Origin of the sequence: Limosilactobacillus caecicola (assembly GCF_943192935.1) — a bacterium.
GTDB classification, from domain to species: Bacteria; Bacillota; Bacilli; order Lactobacillales; family Lactobacillaceae; genus Limosilactobacillus; species Limosilactobacillus caecicola.
Map to the genome: position 1 here is coordinate 13,562 of NZ_CALPCI010000007.1, position 23,495 is coordinate 37,056.

At 45.2% G+C, this 23,495-nt stretch carries 21 protein-coding genes, 1 riboswitch and 1 other annotated feature; of the genes, 14 read left to right on the plus strand and 7 right to left on the minus strand.

Annotated features, from left to right (window positions below):
* The first annotated feature begins 107 nt into the window (after window positions 1-107).
* Window positions 108-1,541, plus strand: a complete 1,434-nt coding sequence (locus NFR43_RS08130; RefSeq protein ID WP_251548228.1) for an MFS transporter — start codon at window positions 108-110, stop codon at window positions 1,539-1,541.
* A 52-nt stretch (window positions 1,542-1,593) separates the two neighbouring features.
* Window positions 1,594-2,130 (plus strand): DNA-3-methyladenine glycosylase I, encoded by a 537-nt coding sequence (locus NFR43_RS08135; protein ID WP_251548230.1) that lies wholly within the window; start codon window positions 1,594-1,596, stop codon window positions 2,128-2,130.
* A 48-nt stretch (window positions 2,131-2,178) separates the two neighbouring features.
* On the opposite strand, the gene NFR43_RS08140 is transcribed toward NFR43_RS08135, so the two are convergent.
* Window positions 2,179-2,904: a hypothetical protein gene (locus tag NFR43_RS08140; protein ID WP_251548232.1), complete on the minus strand. Its 726-nt coding sequence runs from the start codon at window positions 2,902-2,904 to the stop codon at window positions 2,179-2,181.
* 98 nt (window positions 2,905-3,002) lie between these two features.
* A riboswitch (SMK box riboswitch) is annotated at window positions 3,003-3,105 on the plus strand.
* Between NFR43_RS08140 and metK the strand changes: the two genes are divergently transcribed.
* Complete coding sequence (metK, locus tag NFR43_RS08145) at window positions 3,103-4,290, plus strand: methionine adenosyltransferase (RefSeq protein ID WP_251548234.1); 1,188 nt, start codon at window positions 3,103-3,105, stop codon at window positions 4,288-4,290. Its footprint overlaps the riboswitch before it by 3 nt.
* 39 nt (window positions 4,291-4,329) lie before the next feature.
* Here the strand turns inward: metK and NFR43_RS08150 are convergent, their stop codons facing one another.
* Complete coding sequence (locus NFR43_RS08150) at window positions 4,330-4,944, minus strand: phosphatase PAP2 family protein (RefSeq protein WP_251548236.1); 615 nt, start codon at window positions 4,942-4,944, stop codon at window positions 4,330-4,332.
* 99 nt (window positions 4,945-5,043) lie between these two features.
* Window positions 5,044-5,249, plus strand: a binding site (T-box leader).
* A 67-nt stretch (window positions 5,250-5,316) separates the two neighbouring features.
* Here NFR43_RS08150 and leuS point away from each other — a divergent pair.
* The 4 genes from leuS (at window position 5,317) to NFR43_RS08170 (ending at window position 10,470) form a co-directional block, all read left to right on the plus strand.
* Window positions 5,317-7,737 (plus strand): leucine--tRNA ligase, encoded by a 2,421-nt coding sequence (gene leuS / locus NFR43_RS08155; RefSeq protein ID WP_251548238.1) that lies wholly within the window; start codon window positions 5,317-5,319, stop codon window positions 7,735-7,737.
* Between the two features lie 89 nt (window positions 7,738-7,826).
* Window positions 7,827-8,102 carry a type II toxin-antitoxin system HicB family antitoxin gene (locus tag NFR43_RS08160; protein WP_251548240.1) on the plus strand — a complete coding sequence of 92 codons (276 nt, stop codon included), beginning with the start codon at window positions 7,827-7,829 and terminating at the stop codon, window positions 8,100-8,102.
* 86 nt (window positions 8,103-8,188) lie between these two features.
* A complete protein-coding gene (locus NFR43_RS08165) occupies window positions 8,189-9,838 on the plus strand; it encodes a putative polysaccharide biosynthesis protein (RefSeq protein WP_251548242.1) in 1,650 nt (549 codons plus the stop codon).
* A 125-nt stretch (window positions 9,839-9,963) separates the two neighbouring features.
* A complete protein-coding gene (locus NFR43_RS08170; RefSeq protein WP_251548244.1) occupies window positions 9,964-10,470 on the plus strand; it encodes a hypothetical protein in 507 nt (168 codons plus the stop codon).
* Here the strand turns inward: NFR43_RS08170 and NFR43_RS08175 are convergent.
* The 3 genes from NFR43_RS08175 to NFR43_RS08185 all read right to left on the minus strand — a co-directional run bounded on the left by NFR43_RS08175 (window position 10,465) and on the right by NFR43_RS08185 (window position 13,163).
* The gene (locus NFR43_RS08175; protein WP_251548246.1) at window positions 10,465-11,394 is read right to left on the minus strand and encodes a diacylglycerol/lipid kinase family protein; all 930 of its coding nucleotides are present in this window, start codon (window positions 11,392-11,394) and stop codon (window positions 10,465-10,467) included. The two genes, NFR43_RS08170 and NFR43_RS08175, sit on opposite strands and share 6 nt — an antisense overlap.
* An 88-nt stretch (window positions 11,395-11,482) precedes the next feature.
* Window positions 11,483-12,289, minus strand: a complete 807-nt coding sequence (locus tag NFR43_RS08180; protein ID WP_251548247.1) for an HAD family hydrolase — start codon at window positions 12,287-12,289, stop codon at window positions 11,483-11,485.
* A gap of 16 nt (window positions 12,290-12,305) precedes the next feature.
* The gene (locus NFR43_RS08185) at window positions 12,306-13,163 is read right to left on the minus strand and encodes an NAD(P)H-hydrate dehydratase (protein ID WP_251548249.1); all 858 of its coding nucleotides are present in this window, start codon (window positions 13,161-13,163) and stop codon (window positions 12,306-12,308) included.
* A gap of 99 nt (window positions 13,164-13,262) precedes the next feature.
* Here NFR43_RS08185 and pepV point away from each other — a divergent pair, with 99 nt between their 5' ends.
* From pepV to NFR43_RS08205, 4 genes are all read left to right on the plus strand, one after another.
* Entirely contained in the window at window positions 13,263-14,669 is a 1,407-nt protein-coding gene (gene pepV, locus NFR43_RS08190) for a dipeptidase PepV (RefSeq protein WP_251548251.1), read from the plus strand.
* Window positions 14,670-14,688: 19 nt separating this feature from the next.
* Window positions 14,689-15,183 (plus strand): universal stress protein, encoded by a 495-nt coding sequence (locus NFR43_RS08195; RefSeq protein ID WP_251548253.1) that lies wholly within the window; start codon window positions 14,689-14,691, stop codon window positions 15,181-15,183.
* A 261-nt stretch (window positions 15,184-15,444) separates the two neighbouring features.
* On the plus strand, window positions 15,445-16,827 hold the full coding sequence (locus NFR43_RS08200; protein WP_251548255.1) for a L,D-transpeptidase family protein: 1,383 nt from the start codon (window positions 15,445-15,447) through the stop codon (window positions 16,825-16,827).
* Window positions 16,828-16,903: 76 nt separating this feature from the next.
* Window positions 16,904-17,926: a glycoside hydrolase family 73 protein gene (locus NFR43_RS08205; RefSeq protein ID WP_251548257.1), complete on the plus strand. Its 1,023-nt coding sequence runs from the start codon at window positions 16,904-16,906 to the stop codon at window positions 17,924-17,926.
* Between the two features lie 60 nt (window positions 17,927-17,986).
* On the opposite strand, the gene NFR43_RS08210 is transcribed toward NFR43_RS08205, so the two are convergent.
* Window positions 17,987-18,619, minus strand: coding sequence for a deoxynucleoside kinase (locus tag NFR43_RS08210; RefSeq protein WP_251548259.1), 633 nt, complete (start codon window positions 18,617-18,619; stop codon window positions 17,987-17,989).
* A gap of 180 nt (window positions 18,620-18,799) precedes the next feature.
* Between NFR43_RS08210 and NFR43_RS08215 the strand changes: the two genes are divergently transcribed.
* From NFR43_RS08215 to NFR43_RS08225, 3 genes are all read left to right on the plus strand, one after another.
* Window positions 18,800-19,408, plus strand: coding sequence for a hypothetical protein (locus tag NFR43_RS08215; RefSeq protein ID WP_251548261.1), 609 nt, complete (start codon window positions 18,800-18,802; stop codon window positions 19,406-19,408).
* Between the two features lie 67 nt (window positions 19,409-19,475).
* Entirely contained in the window at window positions 19,476-20,489 is a 1,014-nt protein-coding gene (gene rbsR, locus NFR43_RS08220; protein WP_251548263.1) for a ribose utilization transcriptional repressor RbsR, read from the plus strand.
* An 87-nt stretch (window positions 20,490-20,576) separates the two neighbouring features.
* Window positions 20,577-21,263, plus strand: coding sequence for a CPBP family intramembrane glutamic endopeptidase (locus NFR43_RS08225; protein WP_251548265.1), 687 nt, complete (start codon window positions 20,577-20,579; stop codon window positions 21,261-21,263).
* Between the two features lie 1,106 nt (window positions 21,264-22,369).
* Here NFR43_RS08225 and NFR43_RS08230 read toward each other — a convergent pair.
* On the minus strand, window positions 22,370-23,491 hold the full coding sequence (locus tag NFR43_RS08230) for a site-specific integrase (RefSeq protein ID WP_251548267.1): 1,122 nt from the start codon (window positions 23,489-23,491) through the stop codon (window positions 22,370-22,372).
* Window positions 23,492-23,495 lie beyond the last annotated feature (4 nt).

Sequence of the window (23,495 nt, forward strand, 5' to 3'; positions counted from 1 at the left end):
CCATTCCCTCAAAATTACTTACCCATAGTATACCATTTACAAAGGCAATCGAAACACCTATAATACAAATAGTTTTTAATAATCATTCTAAACAGGGAGAGAGTAGAATGCAAACAAGTATTGATCAAAATGGCCGGTCATATCGCCGGTTTTGGTTTATTTTTACCTTATTGCTAGGGACTTTTACAATGTCGATTAGTCAGTCATCCTTGTCCACTGCGTACCCAACCTTAATGCATGACTTTGGTATTTCAGCGGATACGGTTCAATGGTTAACCACTGGCTTTATGCTGGTGATGTGTGTCAGCATGCCAATTAGTCCGTGGATGTTGAATAACTTGAGCTTTCGGCAGATGTTTATGGGCGCCCTGGCGCTTTTTGATATTGGTTCCTTAATGATTGTCTTTACGCCAGCCAGCTGGGGAAGCAAGGGCTTTTGGTTTATGATGGTCGGCCGGGCGTTGGAAGCCTTCGCAGTTGGTGTTTTGTTTCCATCATATCAAACGGTCCTGCTAGAAATTACGCCGAAGGATGAACGGGGGACCACGATGGGCATTGCTGGTTTAGTGATGGGATCCGCATTAGCCTGTGGACCAATCATTTCTGGAATTGTGCTCAAGTTCTTTGACTGGAAGAGTTTGTTCATTCTTTTTATGATTATTATCACGGTAGTCTTTATCATGGCCTGGAGTGGCTTGATCCGAAGCGTCATGGAACACCATGAGTCGTCCCTGGATTGGTTGTCGGTGGCCCTGTCAATCGGTTTAATCGGATTATTGTATGTCGTCAACCAAATCAGTAAAAGTCACACCAACTGGACACTAAATTGGTTGATCCTGGCGATTAGCTTAATTGCGGTAATTCTCTTTTGCATCCGGCAATTGAAACTTTCCACACCACTGTTGGAATTGCGGGTGTTAAAGACCTTTAACTATGATTTAGCAATTTTGCTGACGGGAATTTCATACGTTGCGTTGATTGTGGTCACAATTATTTTCCCACTGTATTATCAAGGAGTGTTGCGGGTTAGTCCATTTGTTTCCGGAATGTCCCTGGTGCCTGGGGCAGTCTTTTTAAGCGTCCTCAACCCGTTTACGGGTAAACTGGCTGATATGATCGGTTTTAAGCCAACTATGATTATTGGGATGTTAATGATTGTCGCCGGTTGGTTTTTGACTTTGGCAATGGCGGATGTCAAAAGCCTGATTGGGATGATCCTCTGTGCAATGGTAATCGAAGGTGGCAATGCCTTTGTGATGATGCCGGCGGTAACTTTGGGGGCAAACTCATTGCCAAACGAGCTGGTTTCGCATGGAACGGCAGTGATTACCACAATTCGCCAAATCCTCGGGTCGACCGGGGTTGCGGTGGCCACGATGGTTTTGACCACGGCAACTGCCCACCGGGTAGCTCAGGGGATTCGTTATGAGACTGCCGCCATTCACGGTTACCACATGGTGTTCATCATGATGATTGGAATTGAAGTGGTTGGCTTGTTATTGGCATTAATCCTGCGGGATACGAAATCAAAAGTGCAATAATCACTGTTTGCCGTCTTTTAATAGTGAGAGTACTAAATAAGGACGTGATGATATGACAAAGCAATATCCTGATTGGGCAACGACACCGTTGATGCAGGAGTATTACGATCAAAAGTGGGGATTTCCGGTTCATGACGAACGGGAACTCTTCAAGATGTTGACGCTAGAAACCTTTCAAGCTGGGCTAAGTTGGGCAACAATTTGGCAGCGGCAAGCAGCCTTTGAGGCGGCCTTTGCTAATTTTAACGTGGCCACGATCGCCCGCTTTGATGAAACCAAGGTGGCAGAACTTATGGCTAATCCTGACATTATCCGTAACCGCCGCAAAATTGAGGCGACAATTAATAATGCCCGAGTGTTACTAAGCTACCATCGGGTGGGAAAGACCCTCGACCATTTTCTGTGGTCGTTTGTGAATGGGCAGCCCATTGAGATGAATGCCGGTCACGATACTGTCTTGCCAGCATCAACACCATTATCGACAGAAATTTCCCGTCAGCTAAAGCGGGCGGGCTTTAAGTTTGTTGGACCGACGACCGTGTTTTCTTTGCTGTGTGCAGTTGGCATTGTTAATGGTCGTTTATCTTAGAGCAGTTGATCAAAAAAGGGTTCCTGGTTTTCCAGGAACCCTTTCATATTATGACCAATAAATCAACACGATGACCACCATTTGGGTTAAGCAATAAAGAATCAGTGATTGGTGGGCCTTCGCCTGGGCGATCATGACGAACCAGCTGGCGACGGTCACGATCAAGGCTAAGTAAATGCTAGTATGAAGGGGACGACTCAATGTAAAGACCAGCAAAATAATCGCAAAGATCGTCACCTTGAGCTTGTATTGGCGACCATTCTTGATGAAGAACGGGGCAAGGTAGAACCACGTACTAGCCATCATTGGCAGTAAGAAGATGATGATTTCCCAGGAAATAAAGTGCAGGCTGACGTAGGCGCAACCGACCGACACTGTCGACATCAATAAACCTCCAAAGGTCACGAGGCCAAATGTATTTTGAAAATCCATGGAAGGCATTTGGATGATGAATAAGAACAAGGGGAGCAGTAAGAGGAGTGCTAATAACAAGGGGGTGGTACTAAAGCCAATGACTGCGAAAAGTGCACTGGCAATTAAGGGAATCACCGACAATGTCGACCCAAACTGGTGGTAAATTAACATTGGGACGACGAGGCCAATGCAAGCCTCGTATAAGAACAGCATTCCCATGTTGGCTGTAAAATGGGAGCCCTGAACCCCAATCGTGTACGCAAACGGCGCGTAGGACCATGCAATGAGTAAAATAAACGTTGTTGGCAACAGGTCTTTCCAGTTCATTTCCATAAATTGCCGTTTAATTAAGTCTCCCATGTCTATCAATGCCCTTCTAAAAAATAATTACATTCGTATAGTATACCAGAGTTTTGGACTTTTGATTGAATGCATGGGTGAAAATATGCTAAGATGGTTTTCGTTATGAAGCAAATTCCCGATGGGAGGGGACGATCGTCCTCGCTGCCTTGTAACCGAAAAGACACTTTTAGTTTTAATGATGGGGGAATTATTACAATGGGAGAACGCCATTTATTTACTTCTGAATCCGTTTCAGAAGGACATCCAGATAAGATCGCTGATCAAATCAGTGATGCGATCTTAGACGCAATGCTTGAACAAGATCCAGACGCCAGAGTGGCGGTCGAAACATCAGTAACGACCGGCTTGGTGTTGGTCTTTGGTGAAGTTTCCACTTCGGCCTACGTGAACATCCAAAAGGTCGTTCGGAACACAATTAAGGAAATTGGTTATACTGATGGTCAATATGGTTTTGATGCCGATAACTGTGCGGTGATCACGGCGATTGATGAACAATCACCGGATATTGCCCTCGGTGTTGATGATTCACTTGAAACCCGTAAAGGGGACGGTGATCCACTGGACAAGATCGGGGCTGGTGACCAAGGTTTGATGTTTGGTTACGCCACTGACGAAACTCCAGAATATATGCCATTAACTTTGATGTTAAGTCACAAGTTGATGCAACGGATTGCCAAGCTTCGTAAAGAAGGCACCATTAAATACTTACGTCCAGACGCCAAGGCCGAAGTTACGGTTGAATATGATGACAACGACCAACCACTGCGGGTCGACACTGTGGTATTAAGTACCCAACATGATTCAGATGTAACCCTGGACCAAATTCGTCAAGACGTAAAGGAACAAGTAATTAAGGCGGTAATTCCAGCTGATTTACTTGATGACGATACGAAGTACTTTATTAACCCAACCGGCCGGTTTGTGATCGGTGGCCCACAAGGGGATGCTGGTTTAACCGGGCGGAAGATTATTGTTGATACTTATGGTGGGGCGGCTCACCACGGTGGTGGGGCCTTCTCTGGTAAGGATGCCACCAAGGTTGACCGTTCTGCTTCCTACGCAGCTCGTTACATTGCTAAGAACTTAGTTGCGGCTGGCTATGCCAAGAAGGCAGAAATCCAGGTTGCCTATGCAATCGGGGTTGCCAAGCCGGTTTCAATTTCCATTGATACATTTGGTACGGGAACTAAGTCCGAAGAAGAATTAATCGCGGCTGTTCGGCAAGTCTTTGATCTCCGTCCTGCTGGAATCATTGAAATGCTTGATCTGAAGCGGCCAATTTACAAGCAAACTGCTGCTTATGGTCACTTTGGTCGGACCGACGTTGACCTGCCATGGGAAAAGTTAGACAAGGTTGATCAATTAAAGCAAATTTTAGGCTAAAAACAAAGGGGCTGAGAAAAAACTCAGCCCCTTTTATTATTATTTGAATTTGCTAAATAGTAATTGATAGCCACTGACGACCATGGTGCCAAGACACCAACCGGCTAAGACGTCGCTTGGGTAGTGGGCGCCAACGTAGACTCGCGAAAAGCCAATTGCTAATGCTAAAACGACCATGAAAATGGTGACTAGCCATTTCGTCCACTGGTGTTTAGCGACGCGCCAGGTCAGTAAGATTAAGCTCCCTAACACCAAGACGGCAGCGCTAGAGTGACCGCTTGGAAAACTGTAACTACTATAGTGCATCAAAATATTGGTTGACGGTCGTGGTCGTTTGATGAGCAATTTAATTCCCCGGTTTAGCAACACCCCGGTCGCAATGGTTAAAGCAACCTGGAGGGTAAAGTGGCGGTTCGCCATGATCCAACTGAGAATGATGGTGATGATTACCCAAATAATGGTTTCATTAGGGTTAAAGAGTTGGGTAAAATTAATGAAAAAGGTGTTCCAAACGGGTGTCCGGTGGCTATTGACCACTACCCGGATTGCGTCATCTAGCGGTTGGATCAATTGAAGATTGATCAACATGATGGCAAATAAAATCAAAAAGATTAAGAGACTGCCGGCAAACAGCCACTGGTTTGTTTTCTTCATTGCGGTAATGCTCCTTGCTTTTGTTGACAATCAATATTCTATCAAACAATTTCTGACAATGCTTGCCAAATGACATTAATTTTGCTACTATCTATATCAATATCTAATTGCAATAGGAATAGTAGGTAAGTGACATCTTCAGAGACCGCATGGTGCTGCGAATGCGGGATGGCTGCTTAGTGAACTGGCCTAATGAATGTTCAATGCTGAAGAATAGTAGGCAGCGACGTTTTCCGCGTTAAGGAAGTAGAGAGCTACATTATGTAGAAGATACGGGTGGTACCGCGGAAGAGTTCGTCCTGTAGATGCTTGAGGGTGTCTACAGGTTTTTTTGTGGTTAGAAAACTGGAAATTTTAAAGGAGCGATAGTTCATGGGATACGATCATTCCGCCATTGAAAAGAAATGGCAACGTTACTGGAAGCAACACAAGACGTTTAAGTCAACGCTAGACAAAAACAAGAAGAAATACTACGCCCTAGATATGTTCCCGTACCCATCTGGCCAAGGACTGCACGTTGGTCACCCAGAAGGGTATACGGCAACTGATGTGATGGCCCGGATGAAGCGGATGCAAGGTTTTAACGTCTTACACCCAATGGGTTTCGACGCTTTTGGACTGCCAGCGGAACAATACGCCTTGAAGACTGGCCATAATCCGAAGAACTTTACGAACCAAAATATTGACCACTTCCGTGACCAAATTCAATCCCTTGGTTTTTCATATGACTGGGATCGGGAAGTCAATACGACTGATCCAAAGTATTACAAGTGGACGCAATGGATTTTTGAGCAACTCTATAAGAAGGGCCTGGCCTACGAAGACGAAATCATGGTGAACTGGGCGCCAGACTTCATGGGTGGAACCGTCGTTGCCAACGAAGAAGTTGAGGACGGTAAAACCAAGCGAGGTGGTTATCCGGTCTACCGGAAGCCGATGAAGCAATGGGTTTTGAAAATCACTGCTTATGCGGACCGGTTGATTGATGATCTGGACCTGGTTGACTGGCCGGAAAGCGTTAAGGAAATGCAACGGAACTGGATTGGGCGCTCTGAAGGGGCGGCGGTCTTCTTTAACGTGGCTGATCATGATGATAAGCAAATCGAAGTTTTCACGACGCGTTGTGACACCCTCTTTGGGGCTTCATATGTGGTGTTGGCCCCTGAACATGAGCTAGTGGATCAAATTACCACTCCTGAACAACAAGCAGCGGTCAAGGAATACCAAGAAGAGGCTTCTCGGCGGTCTGATCTGGAACGGACGGACCTGAATAAGGATAAGACTGGGGTCTTCACCGGTGCTTACGCGATTAACCCAGTGAATGGCGAGAAACTACCAATTTGGATCTCTGATTATGTTCTGGCTTCATATGGGACCGGTGCCGTGATGGCCGTTCCTGCCCATGATGACCGTGACTATGCCTTTGCTAAAAAGTTTGATTTATCAATCAAACCGGTCATCGAAGGCGGCGATATTGATGAAGCTGCCTACACTGGTGATGGCAAACACATCAATTCTGACTTCTTGAATGGTCTGAACATCGCCGATGCTAAGCAAAAGATGGTGGACTGGTTAACTGAACACCATGCAGGTAACAAGAAGGTTAACTACAAGCTGCGGGACTGGATCTTCAGTCGGCAACGTTACTGGGGTGAACCAATTCCAGTTATCCACTGGGATGATGGAACGACCTCACTAGTTCCAGAAGATGAATTACCACTGGAATTGCCGGATACGGATAATATCGAACCGTCCGGGACCGGTGAGTCACCATTAGCGAAGATTGAAGACTGGGTCAACGTGTACGACGAAAATGGTCGGCACGGGTTGCGGGAAACCAACACAATGCCACAATGGGCCGGTTCTTCATGGTACTGGTTGCGTTACACCGATCCGGACAACGATGAGGCATTAGCATCTAAGGAAGCTCTTGACTATTGGTCACCAGTTGACCTTTACGTTGGTGGGGCCGAACACGCCGTGCTGCACTTGTTGTATGCCCGGTTCTGGCACAAGTTCCTCTACGACTTGGGTGTTGTACCAACTCCAGAACCATTCATGAAGTTGGTTAACCAAGGGATGATTCTTGGAAACAACCACGAAAAGATGTCGAAGTCGAAGGGCAACGTGGTTAACCCCGATGACATCGTGGATCAATACGGGGCTGATACCCTCCGGCTCTACGAAATGTTCATGGGTCCACTGACTGAATCCGTGCCGTGGGACGAAAAGGGCCTCCATGGGGCTAACAAGTGGGTTCACCGGGTTTGGCGTTTAATCATGGATGATAATAACCACCTTCGTGACCGGATTTCGACCATTAATGATGGCAAACTGGATAAGGTTTACAACCAAACAGTGAAAAAGGTTACCGAAGACTATGAACGGATGCACTTTAACACTGCTATTTCGCAACTGATGGTCTTCGTTAACGAAGCTTACAAGGTGGATGACTTACCAGTTGAATACATCGAAGGCTTTATCAAGATGATCTCGCCGATCATGCCACACATGGCCGAAGAATTATGGAGCCAATTCCACGAAAGTGACACGATTGCCTATCAACCATGGCCAACCTATGATCCAGCTAAGATTGTTGAAGACGAAGTCGAAATGATTGTGCAAGTCAACGGTAAAGTACGGGCCAAGATCAAGATGGCCAAGGACACTGCAAAGGATGAAGCCGAAAAGGCCGCCTTGGCGGATGACAATGTCAAGAAGTTTACTGAAGGCAAGGACATTAAGAAGGTCATTGTCGTGCCAAACAAGATTGTCAACGTGGTTGTGAAGTAAGCCATTAAACAAAAAGCACGTCACTTGCGGTGAAGCTGCAAAGGACGGGCTTTTTTGGTGGTGAATAAATTAAAATTGTGGAGGTTATGATGGATTATCATATTGTTTCTTATCCGGCGGTGATTAGTGAAGAAGCAGGGCAAACAAAGGTCCACTTCCCGGATTTACCGGCTGCCGATGTCTTAGATGACAACAAGTGGAATGCGTTAATGCGGGCGGAAATTGGTTTAGCATTGACCGTGATTGATTTAGAGAGTCATCACGAAGAAGTACCCCAGCCGACCCCCTTGGAAACCGTGATTGAACAGTTTCAGGGTGACGGGGTCAACGTCCAGGCCATCACCACGGATTTAGATGAATATTAAGAATTTGAAATTTGATTGCTTAACCTTTGAATTAAGGATAAAATAAAACGGATTGTTTAAAATTCTAAAATGAAAAAGGTGAAAATATGAGCTCAGGAGAGAGTGTAACTGATCGCCAAGAGCTTCCACAAAAGGATGCTAAAGCGAAAATGGTGACGGGTTCTGCCTGGATGACGGCCGGTAGTGTGACTTCACGGCTGATCGGGGCCCTGTACGTCATTCCGTGGGTCACCTGGTTAGGGACTTACAGTACCCAAGCGAATGCCTTGTTCGCCAAAGGGTACAATATCTACGGATTCTTCCTCCAAATTGCGACGGCCGGGATTCCGTCCGCCATTTCGAAAATGGTGGCGCACTATAATGGCCTGGATGAATACAGTGTTAGTCGCCGGCTTTACCATTCCGGAATGTACGTTTCCGTGGCAATGGGGATTATTTGCTCGATTGTCATGTTTGCGGCGGTTGGGATTCTCGCTGCGGGGGATCCGAATGTGATTCCGGTAATTCGTTCACTGGCATGGGCGGTGTTGGTCATCCCACCAATGAGTATCACGCGGGGGTTCCTGCAAGGATACAATTGGATGGCGCCATCGGCCATGTCCCAATTTGTGGAACAAATCTTTCGAGTTATTTACATGTTGGCAGCGACCTTTTTGGTGATGAAAATCCAAAAGGGCAGTTGGGTTGTGGCGGTTACCCAATCAACCTTCGCCGCCTTTATCGGGGCCATCGGCGCAATCATTGTATTAGCCTGGGCGTACCTTAGCCACCAACGGGAAATGAACCGGTTAGTGAAAAGTGGGAAAACGAATCGCGAGGTTTCAACCTTGAGCCTGATTTTCAAGATTATCTACCAAGCGATTCCATTTATCGTGATTGAATCGGGAATTATCATTTTCCAATTAATTGATCAGTATACCTTCCCACCAATCATGCATTTGTTGGGCCACTATTCAAATTATCAAATCAATGCGATTTATGCATTATTTTCCTTCAATGCGAACAAGTTATACATGATTATCATTTCGTTTGCGACCGGGATGGCGGCCACTGCCATTCCACTCCTGTCTGAGGCCCGGGCCAAAAATGATACCGAAGGAATTCGGAAGCAAATTGAAAACGCGTTGACCCTGTTCTACTTCGTCATGGTGCCGTCTTCGATGGGCTTGGCAGCCGTTGCTCAGCAAATGTATACCGTCTTCTACCGGTATGACGCTGCAGGGGTCACCGTGTTGGAATTTGCGGCCTTTATGGCAATTCCGCTCGGAATGTACTCCGTAGCTGCGGCGATGATGCAAGGGATCTCAGAAAATAAGCGGATGATGTCTTACCTTGGTATTGGGGTGATCGCTAAATTTGCCTTTCAAATTCCATGTATGATGATTAGCCGGGGATTAGGGCCGTTGCTTTCGACCGGGTTGGCCATGATGGTCATCAATTATTTGATCTTGCATTCCTTTAATATGGAATTTGGCCTGCACTTTAATGACTTGGCCAAACCAACGAACCAAATTTTAGGTTTCTCGTTAATCATGTTTGTGGCGGTCAAATTAGTGATGTGGTTAATCGGCCTAGTCGTGAGCCCATATGGCCGTTACACTGCCTTCTTCTCCTTAATTCCGGGAGTATTAGTGGGTGTCGTTGCCTTTGGCTATCTGGCGCTCCGGTACCGGTTGGCTGATAATTTGCTTGGTCCGCGGATGGATGCTTTACGGACGAAATTACACATTAGCTAAATTGAGCAAAGTTTGCTATAATATTTTTCGTAGATTTTGCGTATAACAGAAATAGAACCAGCAAATCGATTTTTTCGGTTTGCTGGTTCTTTTTGTTTGCTTTAAAGAAAGGATGTTTTAATTTAATGAAGTTTTACCAAAATTTTCCGCGAGATATGAAGGAAACCGTCCTGTACATGGTGATTGTGTCCCTGATTTCTGTGAACACGATTGCCCCTGCGATTACCTTTTGTGAAACGGGGCCGAGTTGGCAGGTCTATTGGGGTGTCTTACATGTTTTGCCATTTATGTGGTTGGTCGTCCTGGCCTGTTTGGTGGTGACCCGTTACCCAGCAATTCACCTGAAAAAGTTTTTAACGAGTGACCAGGACAGTTATAATGCTCAATTAGCCCTGGATATCATGAGTAACGTCTTTTTCATGTCCATGCTGATGACAGTTTTAGGGTCGTGGCTTGGTCAAGGACACTTGACGACCACCATTTTTACCCGGTACTTTATGAATTGGCCCCGGAATTTTGGCATTGCGTTTGCAATTGAAGGCTTGGTTGCGCAACCAATTGGCCGGTGGATCATGCGGTTAATTCACCGGGGCCAGGATGCCAAACGGGCAGCGGTGGAAAATAAACTATAGGCGTTGCTCCCACATTGGATAGGAACGGCAATCGATTTGGAGATCATACGTTTTTTTGCCGAGCTCTTCACCATCGATCTGCCCGTACTGGGCAGGACGCACTTGATAGTGCAGGTGAGTTGCCCGAAAGACGTGAGCAAACCGTGAACTGGTGACGTAACCGAGGGCAAACATGATAATGCTTCCCAAGAGGGTGAGGGGATCATGCTTTTCCAAGACCACGAGTTCAACCTCTTCTTTAGTGACCTCTTGATCGGGGGCAATTTTGATCCCGCCACCGATAAAGGGGTGGTTGCTGGTGACGACCAAAAAGGCGTGGGTAAATTTATGCTGCTGATCGTCGGTAATGGTGACCTCAAACGGGCGCTGATGGATCAAGACGCTCAAGGTGTTGGCAACATACGACAGTGTGCCCAGGTGAAGGTGGTTTAATAGTCGCTTGATTCGCGAAGTATTGGTACGGTGAACAATTGCGGCATCAAAGCCAGTGCCAAAGTTATTCAGGAAAATCCCCTCCTGCTGACCATCGTGAAAGTGGCCAACGTTAATGAAGGTCGGATGGTCGTTATTTAAAATTTGTTGAAGGGCAGCAAGTGGCTGATTAGCAATCCCGTAACCCCGGGCAAAGTCATTACCAGTGCCTGCTGGAATGTAAGCAACCGGCAGAGGTTGTTCTTGCGAAGTGAGTAGCAGCCCGGTGATGACCTCATGCAGGGTGCCATCACCGCCAACGACGATCACGCAAGTAGTTGCTGGATGATTTTGCGCGAGCCGGTGGGCTAATTCACGGGGCTGGCCGGCCGCCTGGCTTGCCTGAGCATTGAAAGAAATGTGATGTTCGGTAAGGTAATTGGTAATAATATTACCAATTTGTTTTCCGGTGCCACTACCGGCCGCGGGATTAATAATCAGTTCGTAGTGCATATCGTTCCTTCTTCAAGCGTCTTATAAGTGCTGACCGGGACCCGGATGTTGATTGATCAACACTCCTGGGTCCCGGTTTTTAGTTTAATTAAAATAGTCCTTCAATGGTTTTTAAAACGCCATCGTGATTGTTATCAGCTACCGCGTCTGCAGTGGCGACCTGGTGGACTTCCAGACCGCCGTTGGGCATGGCATAACTTTGCCCCGCTAACTGCAGCATGGAAACATCATTGCCACCATCACCAAACGCGACTAAGTCGGCTGGTTGTAGATGCCATTTGCTAAGTAACTGGCGCAGGGCCTGGCCCTTATTCACCCCTGGGTTTGTCAGGTCCATCGAACCGTTACCACTGGGTGTCACCACCAAACGGTCGGCAAACTGAGCGGTAAGTTCTTGAACCGCTGGTTGGATTTTATCGTCGGCGACCAAGAATGAAATTTGGAAAAATTCGTCATCAGGTAATCGGTCAAAATTGTCGACGAGTTCATACGTTGGATAGTAAAAAGCCAGGTGATCAATCGTTGACTTAGCGGCATCCTTGGGGAAATATCCCTGACGATGTCCAGAAATTACCGGTTCAATCTGCATTTGATGGACTAAGTAGTTGATTACCTGGTGAGCCAGTTGATGATCAAGGGTTTTGACGAAAATCTCCCGGTTGGCATCCAGAATTTGGGCGCCATTTTCGGCCACAATGGTGAGGTCTTGTCGTTCTGTCGGAAAATAACGTAGGAGACATTCTAAGGGATCTCCCGAGGCCACGACCAGATGACCGCCATTTTGACGGAAGGTGGTCAATAATTGTTGAAAGCGAGGGCGGTTAAAGGACTTATCATCCCGCAGGAAGGTCCCATCCATATCAAAGGCAGCCACTTTATAAGGTAAGGTTTGCATAACATTCACCTTCAAATTAATGAAAACCAATCGTGTGGGTTTGCTGAGCGCTAGCTACCTTTTTCATAAAGGCGGGGAGGGCTTGGCTTATTTGGTGGGGTAAGACGATATATTGCTGGTTGGCAATTTCATCGGCGATGGCACTGTGGGCATAGGCTGCTGCTAAAGCAGCCTGATCAATATCATCGCGGAATTGGGCGGTAAAACCACCGACCATCCCAGCCAGGGTGTCGCCCATTCCACCAACGGCCTGGGCAGCAGAACCAATGGGAAGCTGGTAGACTTCATCATTAGTGTAAATTTCGGTATGGTGTTTCTTTAGAATCACGGTACCACCCAATTTGGCTTGGGCCGCGCGGTTGACGTCCTCGGCATCATCCGCGATTTTGATTCCGGAGAGGCGTTGCCATTCCATTTGGTGCGGGGTGAAAATGATGTGACCATGCGGCGTCGCTAGTTTTTCCTGGGCCATCAGGGTAATGGCAGACCCATCGATTACCACAGTTTGGTGATCGGCAGTGTGGGCAAAGACGTTGTGTAACACGTCACTACTCTCCTGTGTGTCGCCTAAACCGGGGCCAACGACCACGGTGTTAACCTGCGCAACCATTTTAGCAACGGCCGTGTGGTCCTTAAAGTCGATGACCATGGCTTCAGGTAATTGTGAGTGGAGTGCCGTCCGGTTGACTAAATCGGTGGCGACCGTGACTAAGCCGGCCCCACTATAAACACTTGCGGCGGTGGCCATCATAATTGCACCACCAAATTGATGGTTACCACCGACGAGCAGCACTTTGCCAAAGGTGCCCTTAAAACTTTCTTGTGGACGGGGCTTAATCACTTCATTTAAGATCGTACTATTCAATTTTTTCATTGGAATTGACACTCCTTCGGTTTAATGAACGGAAAAAATTTAATCAGTTACAATCCTATGGTATCATAATTGGTGTAGAAAATAATAGGAGGCAATGTCATGACAGATTGGATAGCAAAAGCAAATGAACAAAAGGATGACTACCTAAAAGATTTGACGACTTTAGTGAAGATTCCTAGTGTTCGTGACGATTCCAAGGCGACTGCGGATGCTCCATTAGGCCCTGGTCCAGCTGAAGCGCTCAAGGCCTTTTTGGCAATGGCTGAAAAGGATGGTTTTCGGACCAAGAATATCGACAATGTCGTTGGGTATGCTGAATGGGGTGAAGGTGACGAGACAATCGCGATTTTGGCCCACTTGGACGTAATGCCCGCTGGCAATGGTTGGGATAGTGACCCCTTTGACCCCATTATTAAAGATGGTAATTTCATTGGTCGGGGTGCCTCAGATGACAAGGGTCCCGGTTTAGCTGCATACTATGCCCTCAAGACATTGAAGGACTTGGGAGTCAAGTTCAATAAGAAGGTTCGCTTCGTTGCCGGTACCGACGAAGAAAATGACTGGACTGGGATGACCAAATACTTTGAAACCGAACCAATGCCGGACTTGGGCTTCTCACCAGATGCCGAATTCCCGGTTTACAACGGTGAAAAAGGGATGGTTTCCATCAAGTTAGACATTGCCGGTGGTAACGAAGGCGATGACGTCTTGAAGTCATTTAAGTCTGGTTTACGGTTTAACATGGTTCCACGGGAAGCTGTCGTGGTGGTTGAAGTTGAAGACAACCAAGCGGCCATGGATGCTTACACTGATTTTCTGGATAACAACCCAGTGACTGGTGAAGCCTACGAAGATCAAGACGGACTGCATTTACAAATGATTGGCAAAGCAGCCCACGGGATGGAGCCAGAAAAGGGGATTAACGCCGGTACTTATATGGCGAAGTTCTTGCAAGGCCTGAAGTTGGGTGGCAATGCCAAAAACTTTGTTGATTACGTTGCCAATTACCTCCACTTAGATGACCGGATGGACGGCTTTGACTGCGCATTTAATGATCCCGTCATGGGTGATTTGACGATGAATGCCGGAATTTTGAACTTCGATGGTCAAAAGGGTGGCCATTTGGATATGAACTTCCGGTTCCCAAAGGGCATTACTCCAGATGAAATTTTGGCAAAGGTTAAGGCCGTCGCTGCCGACTTTGATATTGACGCGCATTATGATACTTACCATGCCCCACACTTTGTTGAGCCAGACGACCCAATGGTGCAAACGTTGATGAAATCATACATCGACGTTACTGGTGATAAGGATGCTAAACCTGAATGTATTGGTGGCCGGACCTATGGGCAATTGATTGACAATGGAGTGGCATTTGGGGCATTAATGCCAGATACGCCTAATACCATGCACCAGGCCAACGAATATCAACCGGTTGACGACTTAATTAAGTCGATGGCCATTTACATGCAAGCAATTCATGACTTAGTAGCTGACAGGGATTAAAAATTAAGGAGCGATAATTATGGCTGATTACCAAAACGTTTTAGTAGGGATTGACGGTTCCAAGCAATCAATGATGGCCTTTCACAAGGCAATTGACCTCGCCAAAAAGAACCATGCTAAATTACAATTGTTGAGTGTTGTAAATGGTGAACACTACCCAACTGCTGCCGGTTATGGCATTATTGACCGTGATATGTACGATGCCGCTGTGGCACGGATGAAGAAGACATTGGGTGAATTAGCAGAAGAGGCTAAGAAGGCTGACTTAGCTGACGTTGAAACAACCGTCATGGTCGGGAATGCCAAGATTGCCATCACGGACCAATATCCAAAGAAGCATGACGTTGATTTAATCGTCGTTGGGGCTACTGGTTTAAATGTCATTGGTCGAATCATTGTTGGTTCAACTGCTGCTTATGTTATTCGGCATGCGCCATGCGATGTCATGGTTGTCAAGACCGATGAAAACAACGAAAAAGTGAAGGTTGAAGACGTTTCGTATCCAGAAATTTAATGGAGTTCTTATGGGGGTAAGAGGCTGAGGAAAAACTCAGCCTCTTTGCTATTTCTAAGCTATTAATGTTACAGCGCAGTAGTTGGCTGGCAGCTGAAGCGCTGATAGCTCAGCGCTTCACCCACCTAGCCACTCTCTTGTATCAAAAAAATTTTACGATTGACAAATTAATCTCCTCACTAAAAGTAAAGAGTGGTATGATAATGACTGTCGATTGTTACATGGTTGTAATAATTAATATTTAAACTGGGAGTTCGTCAAATGAATAAAACAGGGAAAATTGTATCCGGAATTATCGCTGCGGTAGTGATAATTGTGGGTGGGTCTTATTGGTATCAAAGTACCCACTTTAATAAAAATACAAAAGTTAATGGAGTCGCTGTCGGTGGGATGACAGCTAAGGCCGCTTATCAAAAAGTGTCACAGCAGAAGCTGACCCATCGGGTTTACCTTAATGGTAAATTAATTTACAGTGGTCGCTCGAGCAAGGCTGGTTATACTCAGAGTGACGAAAGTAAGTTTAAGTCGGCCATTAAGCGTCAACGAACTTTGTTCCCAAGTAGCAAGCAGCGGAATTTAAAGATCACCCCTAGCAACAAGGATGGCCAACAAGTTGCCGCAATTAAGTCAGCTGTCCAACAAAAGATTAAAGCGTTGAACACTAGTCGGACGGCACCGGTAAACGCCAAAGTGGTTTGGCAAAACGGCAAGGTCACGACCACTAAGCCGAAAAAGGGTAATCAGTATGATGTCAAGCGCTTGATGAAGCAATATGATCAAAACGCTTATGCGCCAACCATCCGCTTGTCAAAGCTGTACACGCAACCGTTAGGGGCAAGTAGTTCAGCGATTCAAAAGCAAAAGGCCAAGATGAGTAAGCTGAATAAGCGCTCGGTCACTTATGTGGTTGAAAATTCTAAGTACAAGCTGAAGAGTAAGGACGTTTTGACCAAGGTTACTTGGGAAGATGGTCACTATACCTTTGATACTTCGGCCCTGAAGAGCAAGATTAATAGTATCAACAAGGCCAAAGCTACTCTCGGTAAGTCCTTTAAGTTTAAGACCCATTCTGGCAAGGTCATCCAGACTGCTAAGGGTGGTAGTTATGGTTGGAAACTTAGTGAAACCAAGGCTGGCAAGACGCTGGGAAATGCTTTGCTGAATGGTAAGTCAACCGTAAGTGCCAAGAATGACATCTACGGAACGGGTTACTACACTGGTGGTTTAGGTTATGGGGTCACCAAGAACTACGGACTGGGTGATACTTATGCCGAAGTTTCCATTGCTGACCAACACGCTTGGTTCTACAAGAACGGTAAACTGGTCTACAGTGCCGATGTTGTTACTGGGAAGCAAAGTAGCGGTGACGCAACGCCAAAGGGGGTTTGGTACATCATGTACCAACAAAGTCCATCCGTTCTGCGGGGAACCGGTGATAGCGGTAAGGCCTACACCCAACCAGTTTCTTACTGGTCAGCCTTTACGAACAGTGGGGTTGGGTTCCACGATGCTAGCTGGCGGACTAATTGGTCCAAGACCGCGTACATCAGTGATGGCTCCAATGGTTGTGTCAACATGCACCCGAGTGATGCCGGAGCCGCTTATAAGGCAATTGTGGTTCACGAACCTGTCATTGTTTACTAAATTATTAAAGAAAAAGATCGGAATTTTTCCGATCTTTTTTGTGTTTTTACCGTCTTTAAAAGTAGGAGGTAAAAACATGAAGTATCAAATTTTTCGAATTATTCTAACCGTGGGCTGGGCCCTGAGTCTGATCACTCCCGCCGTCGCGAGTGTGCAATATTCACCCGCACAATGTGACCAAATTGCCAGAGCGATTGTCAGGGGCCAACGTCCACCACTGACCAACCAAGAGCTAACCAATTTGGACGCCCCAACGGTCGACCAATTAACGAGGAGTCTTGCGAAGGCTTATGCTGAACTACCAGGTGTTCAACCAGAACCGCAGCAAAATCCCGCCCAAGTACCAGCTACGGACCAACAACCGACGAATCCTAATTCACAACCTGATCAGCAAGTAACAACTGATGATCAATCCGGAGCTCCTCAAGCCGACGACTCCGCACTTGCTGCCCGGGTTCCCCTTAGTAAAAACCAACAAGAATTTATCAACTTAATTAGTGCTGACGCCCAACAAATCGCTCAAGATCATGACCTGTATGCTTCAGTCTTGATTGCCCAAGCAGTTTTGGAAAGCGACTGGGGACGCAGTGATCTTGCCCAACAGCATTACAACCTGTTTGGAATCAAAGGCAGCTATCAAGGGATGAGTGCAGAAATGCCGACAACCGAGCATATCGGAGGTCAGGATGTCCAGGTGCAGGCTGCCTTTCGGAAGTACCCTTCTTTGAAAACAAGTTTGCAGGATTATGCGAAGGTGCTGGGCCAATCGATGTATGCTGGGGTCCATAAACGCACCGCGGCTAATTATCGGGAGGCAACCCGCAACTTAAACCAAGTTTATGCGACGGATCCCCATTATCATCAGAAGTTAAACCGGGTGATTGAAATGTATGATTTAACCAAATATGATGGGACTACGACGGCCAAGCCGTTGGGCAAGTCCTTTGATCGGTCGGCGCCAATCGCCAACCAGTCGATCCCGCAAACGAAATCAGTTCATGACCCGAAAAAGAAAAAGAGTAATATCGTGATTCCTTTGGTTGGTGGCATTAGCTCCATGAGTATTGTTGAAGTCATGAAGCGACTGCTGAAAAAATAGTGTAATCAAAAAAATTCCGGAGTAGTTGATGATTCAACACTCTGGAATTTTTTGAATAACTTAACGTAACGAAGCTAACTTGTCATCAATCATGCCTAAGACGGTATCGACATTTTTGGGATCTTCCAAATTGTACTTCTCCAAGTCAATCTTCATCTTCGGACTAGCGTCATAGTCCTTATACCATTGTTTGTAGGCGGTCCACATCTTGTAATAGTAATCCTTCAGTTCTGGTTTATTATCAATCTGTTCGTAGTCCCGGCCACGTTTTTTAATCCGGTACAGAATGGTTTCAAAGTCGGTTTCAGAGTAAACCATCAGGTCTGGGGCCCGTTTTGGGAGCTGGTCTAAATCGGCCATCATATTGTCGAGTAATTTCAGGTACACTTCTAATTCAGTGTCCGAAATGTTACCTTCGGCGTTGTTTTCACGAGTGAAGAGGGCATCTTCATAGATTGACCGGTCTAAGACGTTGTTGTCGTCAGCCAAGGCCTGCTTGATCATCGAAAACCGCTTGTTCAAGAAGTAAATTTGCAACAAAAAACCGTACTGTTTTGGGTTCTTGTAGTATAGTGGTAATACTGGATTTTCACCGACTGGTTCAAAAAATGCTTTGGTATGTAGGTGGTTGGCAATCTTGCCAGTAAGGGTGGTTTTACCGACCCCGATCATTCCTGCTGTAATAATCACCATAATGGCTCCTCTTTTAAATATTTTTGCAATGAAACTATCTTACTACAAAATTCACTACTTGCCTATTAGGAATGTGATATTATCATGTGTTAAAAAGGTTGGACAAAAGCCAAATTAATGTTAATAAAACAAGTATTGTAATACAAATAAAATAATCTTAACTTTTATGGAGGGATGACGATGGCACCAGAAGAGATTAAGGAACAGTTTGCCTTGGCGGAGCAACAGGGCAACCTGGTGGAGGTTTATAACTTTGACGATGACGACACGTTTAACGTGGGTTTTGTGATTGCAATGGACGCACTTTTTGTCTTGTTACTGGGCATTGATTGGGATGGCAAGATTAATGGCCTGACAGCAATCCGGATTTCAAGTATTCGCAAAGTTCAGACATACACGGACTATTTAACGACGGTTTCCTTAAAGTGCAAAGTGGCTGAGGATCACCATTACTTTGATGTTTGGGGCCTTCAAGAATTTTTACGGCACCATGACTACCGAAACGTTAATATTTTGCGGACGTTATTGAACGATTCTTACCAACATCGGTTACCGGTGGTAATCGGGACGGATAAGTATAAGGCCCAGGATGACTTTGAAGGGCTCATCACTGACCTTTCCGAAATCAAGTTAAATTTACACTACATTAACGAGCATGATTTATCGTCGATGTGGGAGTATGAAATCTTGCTCGTTAAAATTGATTATTTACGGGTGCGGGGGACACAAATGGCTCAAACACGGGAAATTATGCAAAATGTGTTTGGCGTGAAATTTCCAAAAAATTGAAATCCCTTTCAAAAAGGAGTAAAATTGTTTAGTAAATCGTTTTAACTAAGAACAATGAGGAATGATTATGAAACATAAAGTCACCATCAAAGACGTTGCGGAAGAGGCCGGTGTGTCCGTCACGACCGTCTCGCAGATCCTAAATGGCAAGGGCGCACGGTTTAGTAAAAAAACTCAAGAACGGGTCTTAAAATTAAAGGAGCAGTTACACTATGTTCCTGATTTCAACGCCCGGAATCTCATTTTGCGTTCATCAAAAACCATTGGTGTACTGGTCCCCAATATTGGGAACCCCTTTTTTAGCACGTTCTTTCGGGGGATTCAGACGGTTTGTCGGAATGCTCACTATTTACCATTAGTCCTCAGTGCAAGTAACGATGAAGAGACTGAGGAATATTACTTGAGTACGCTGGTGGAGCGGTCAGTCGATGGATTAATCATTGCGAGTTCCAGCGTTACGAATGATACGATTGATAATCTTCTAAAACCCAACCGGATTCCTTACCTGTTGTTTGACCAGAACCAGACTCATGATGATGGCGACCGGGTTCAAGTCGATGACTATCAAGGGGGCTACATTGCCGCGACACATTTGACCCAGCTTGGTCACCGACGGATTGTGGTGATGTTGCCAAAGCAGCCGACGGAGAACTTACAAAAACGGCTTCGCGGGTTCATTGATGGCTTACTGGCCGATGGTGTTTACTTTAGTGAAGGGCGAGATCTGGTGTACGCTCCACTGACTAAACTCGGGGGCTATGAGCATACTGACGAAGTGTTAGCCAAATCACCGACGGCCGTTTTCTGTGCAAACGATGAACTGGCAATTGGCCTGTACCGCGGCTTACATGAGCGCGGTCTCCGCATTCCTGATGATATTTCAGTCATGGGTTACGATAACATTGACCTTGATGAATACGTGACTCCCCGGTTAACGACGATCCAGCAACCGATTATGGAACTGGGTGAGGCGAGTGCCCGCTTGATTTTGAACCGGATTAATGATTTAGAGATGGAACGGCAATTAGTGGAAGTGCCGGTCAAGTTAATCGAACGTTCCAGCACGGGAAAAGCAAAATAATCCAATGATCCCCCTTATCGTTTCACCAATGGTAAGGGGATTGTGTTATGATAATAAAAATTCTTTGCAGAAAGTAGGTGGATCGTGATGGCCACACGGCAACGACCAATCTGGATCGTACGCGTCCTCATTACAGCCTTACTGGCATTCCTGATTCAAGTGCCGCCAGTAATTTTATTATTTGTTAGAAAGTTTGCCGACGTTCCTGGACCATTAGCGATTTGTTTAATTCTCTATGCAGTGGTTTTTGGGGGAATTATTTGGTGGGCGTGGCGCTTATTTAGAAAATACCGTCGCTGGGAACCCCGCCAGCAAAATCTTTGGCAGCACTTGGTTTGGATTGTCGGTGGTTGGTTCGCCGTCATCTTTGGTGAACAAATCCTGAACATGCTAAATTACTTGCTCTATCATCAAACTGAAACGGCGAATAACCAAATGCTTGGCCGCTTATTGAGTAGCAACCACCTCGTTTTGATCATCATGTCCTTTGCCGCCGTGGTTTTGAACCCCATTGCTGAGGAACTGATCTTTCGCGGGGTGTTGATGAACTTCTTCTTTAAAAACGAATCCTTCTGGCTCCCAATTATTTTATCTGGTTTATTATTTACGTTGGAGCACTCCAGTACGACACTAATTAGCTACCTGATTTATTTTTATCTCGGGGCGGTGTTTGCCTTTATATACCGGAAAACGGGTAACATCTCAAATACAATTATTCTCCATGCCTTTAACAATTTAGTTGCCTTGGCAGCCTTGCTGCAAGTAATTCACTAAAGTTTGAATCAATAGTTGAAACCGCTTACAAATTATGATATATTATAGACGTGGAAGGAAATCAGTAGATGCGACAAGAAATCTACACCGTTCTAGCGGCTGAAGCATTAGTAGGTCAGAAGCAGCGTAAGAGTGACCTGTAATATTATGAGGTTTGCGGTCACCGGTGTGCACTAGAAATAAATAGTAGCTTTGCGGAAGATGAATTAAAGATGATGAGTTAAGTTTGGATAATAGCTTTCTCGCAAAGTGCTAGTAGTTCCTTCCTAAAAGCAAAACCGTCCCAATGATGGGGCGGTTTTTTCGTGATATAATGTGTTGCTGAGGCTTTTTGTTGTATAATAAAAGCCAATCCCTAGTTGGCCCGCTTGCTGGCACTAAGAATTGGCTGATATAATTACTTGACGAGGAAGTAGATTAATACCGCAAGTACTAATAGCCCCCACCAAGTAAAGCGAATCTTGATGTGCATAGGATTTCCAGTCCTTATCGTTGATGTACATTTTGGTTAGTCACGCCAAATCAACGACAAGTATTATTTTACAGTTTGTACAAATCGTTGACAATAACTATTAAGATCATTTATCATGTAGTTGAGTCTTGATGTGTAAAAGCAGAACTTAGTCACTTCTGTAATTCATGTCTCATAGTAAACACTCCCGTTTATCGTTGCTGATAAGCGGGTTTTGTTTTGTGATATACTAATGAAGCGCTGACCTTTTAATTTTTTGTCACGAATGTATTAGACGTTAGCGCAGTTTATCTCAGATGTCCTTTATCCTTACACCCTGTCTAATGGCAGGGCTTTTTCTTTGTCTACAGCGATGAAGAGAGCATTACCAGCAACCCATTAGAGTTGGCGAAGATTGCTGTTAAGCTAGATAAAAATTAATTAAAGGGCTCCGTACTTTTTGTGTGCGAAATGTGTGCCAACCGCCAAGTTTTAGTGGATTTTGCAGATTACTAAACCCCCATAAATGCTGGCTTAACAACATTTATGGGGGTTCGAAAATTCTATAAAACTTATTCAAAAATGCGCTCCCAGGGACATTAACGGGTTGATATACTAACGTTTAGAAGCGTTTTGTGTGCCGAATGTGTGCCAACTATAAATTGCTTAGTGCTTTGACAATTTGGTCGTCGGTCTTATCTTTGTATTCATCAATTAGATAAGCATAGATATTTGAGGTTACCGAAACATCACCATGACCCAACCGTTTTGAGATAGCGTAAATATCAATACCGTTAGCAAGCAATAAAGCTACGTGTGAGTGCCTTAAACTGTGGAAGTGGAAATTCCTACGTTTAATAGTTAAATTAGCTAAAAGACCCCTTAATTTGCGATTGAGAGCAGTACTGGTTGGAAGAGTGCCAAACTCATTCATAAACACCATATTACTATGAGCATGATCCCGGAGAATCTTTAAACAATCTAGCAGCTCTGTATTTACTTTGATTTTACGAGTTGAGTTCTTAGCTTTAGCTGGCTTAAACCGATGATTCTGAAAATGTTTTTCGCTTTCATCGCTACGTTTAATTTCGCGCCACGCTTTGTTGATGCTGATGGTGTGGTTAACAAAATCAATATCTGACCAAGTAAGCGCCTGTAGTTCTTCTTTGCGCATGCCAGTATAGATGGCAGCAATAATCATAAATCGTGAAGTGTAACGCCAATCAAGATTAAGCTGACACTCGTGGAGTAAGGCTTTAATTTCTTTAAGATTTAAATATTCAACTTTTAGTGATTTGCTATCATTGCCGTTAGCTACTACACCTTGTGTAAAGTCCTTGATTAAATAATCATCCAGGATCGCAGACTGAACACAAGATCGAATACATGAGTTGAGTTTTCGCACGGTATCAGGAGCGTGTGTTTTTCCATAATCATTTAAAAATTTTTGATAGGTGGATCGCGTGATGTCTTTGATATTGGTATCGCCAAAATACTGTTGAATAACTTTTTGGTTAATGTGATAGCGATTTAAAGTATACTGAGCTACCTTTGGTTCCTTGTAAGTTTCTACCCAGCGAGCAAAGTAATCATACAGTGAGATTTCCTTATCGACGGCTACGCCTTTGTTAAGCTTGTCTTCGTTGTCAACAGCCCAGATCTGAGCCAACTTTTTAGTTTTGAACCCAGCTTTTGATTTAGTGTGCCGTTTTCCAAAACTGTCATACCAAGATATCCGAGCTTGCCAGCCTTTACCGCGTTTCAAATATTGCGCCATAAGA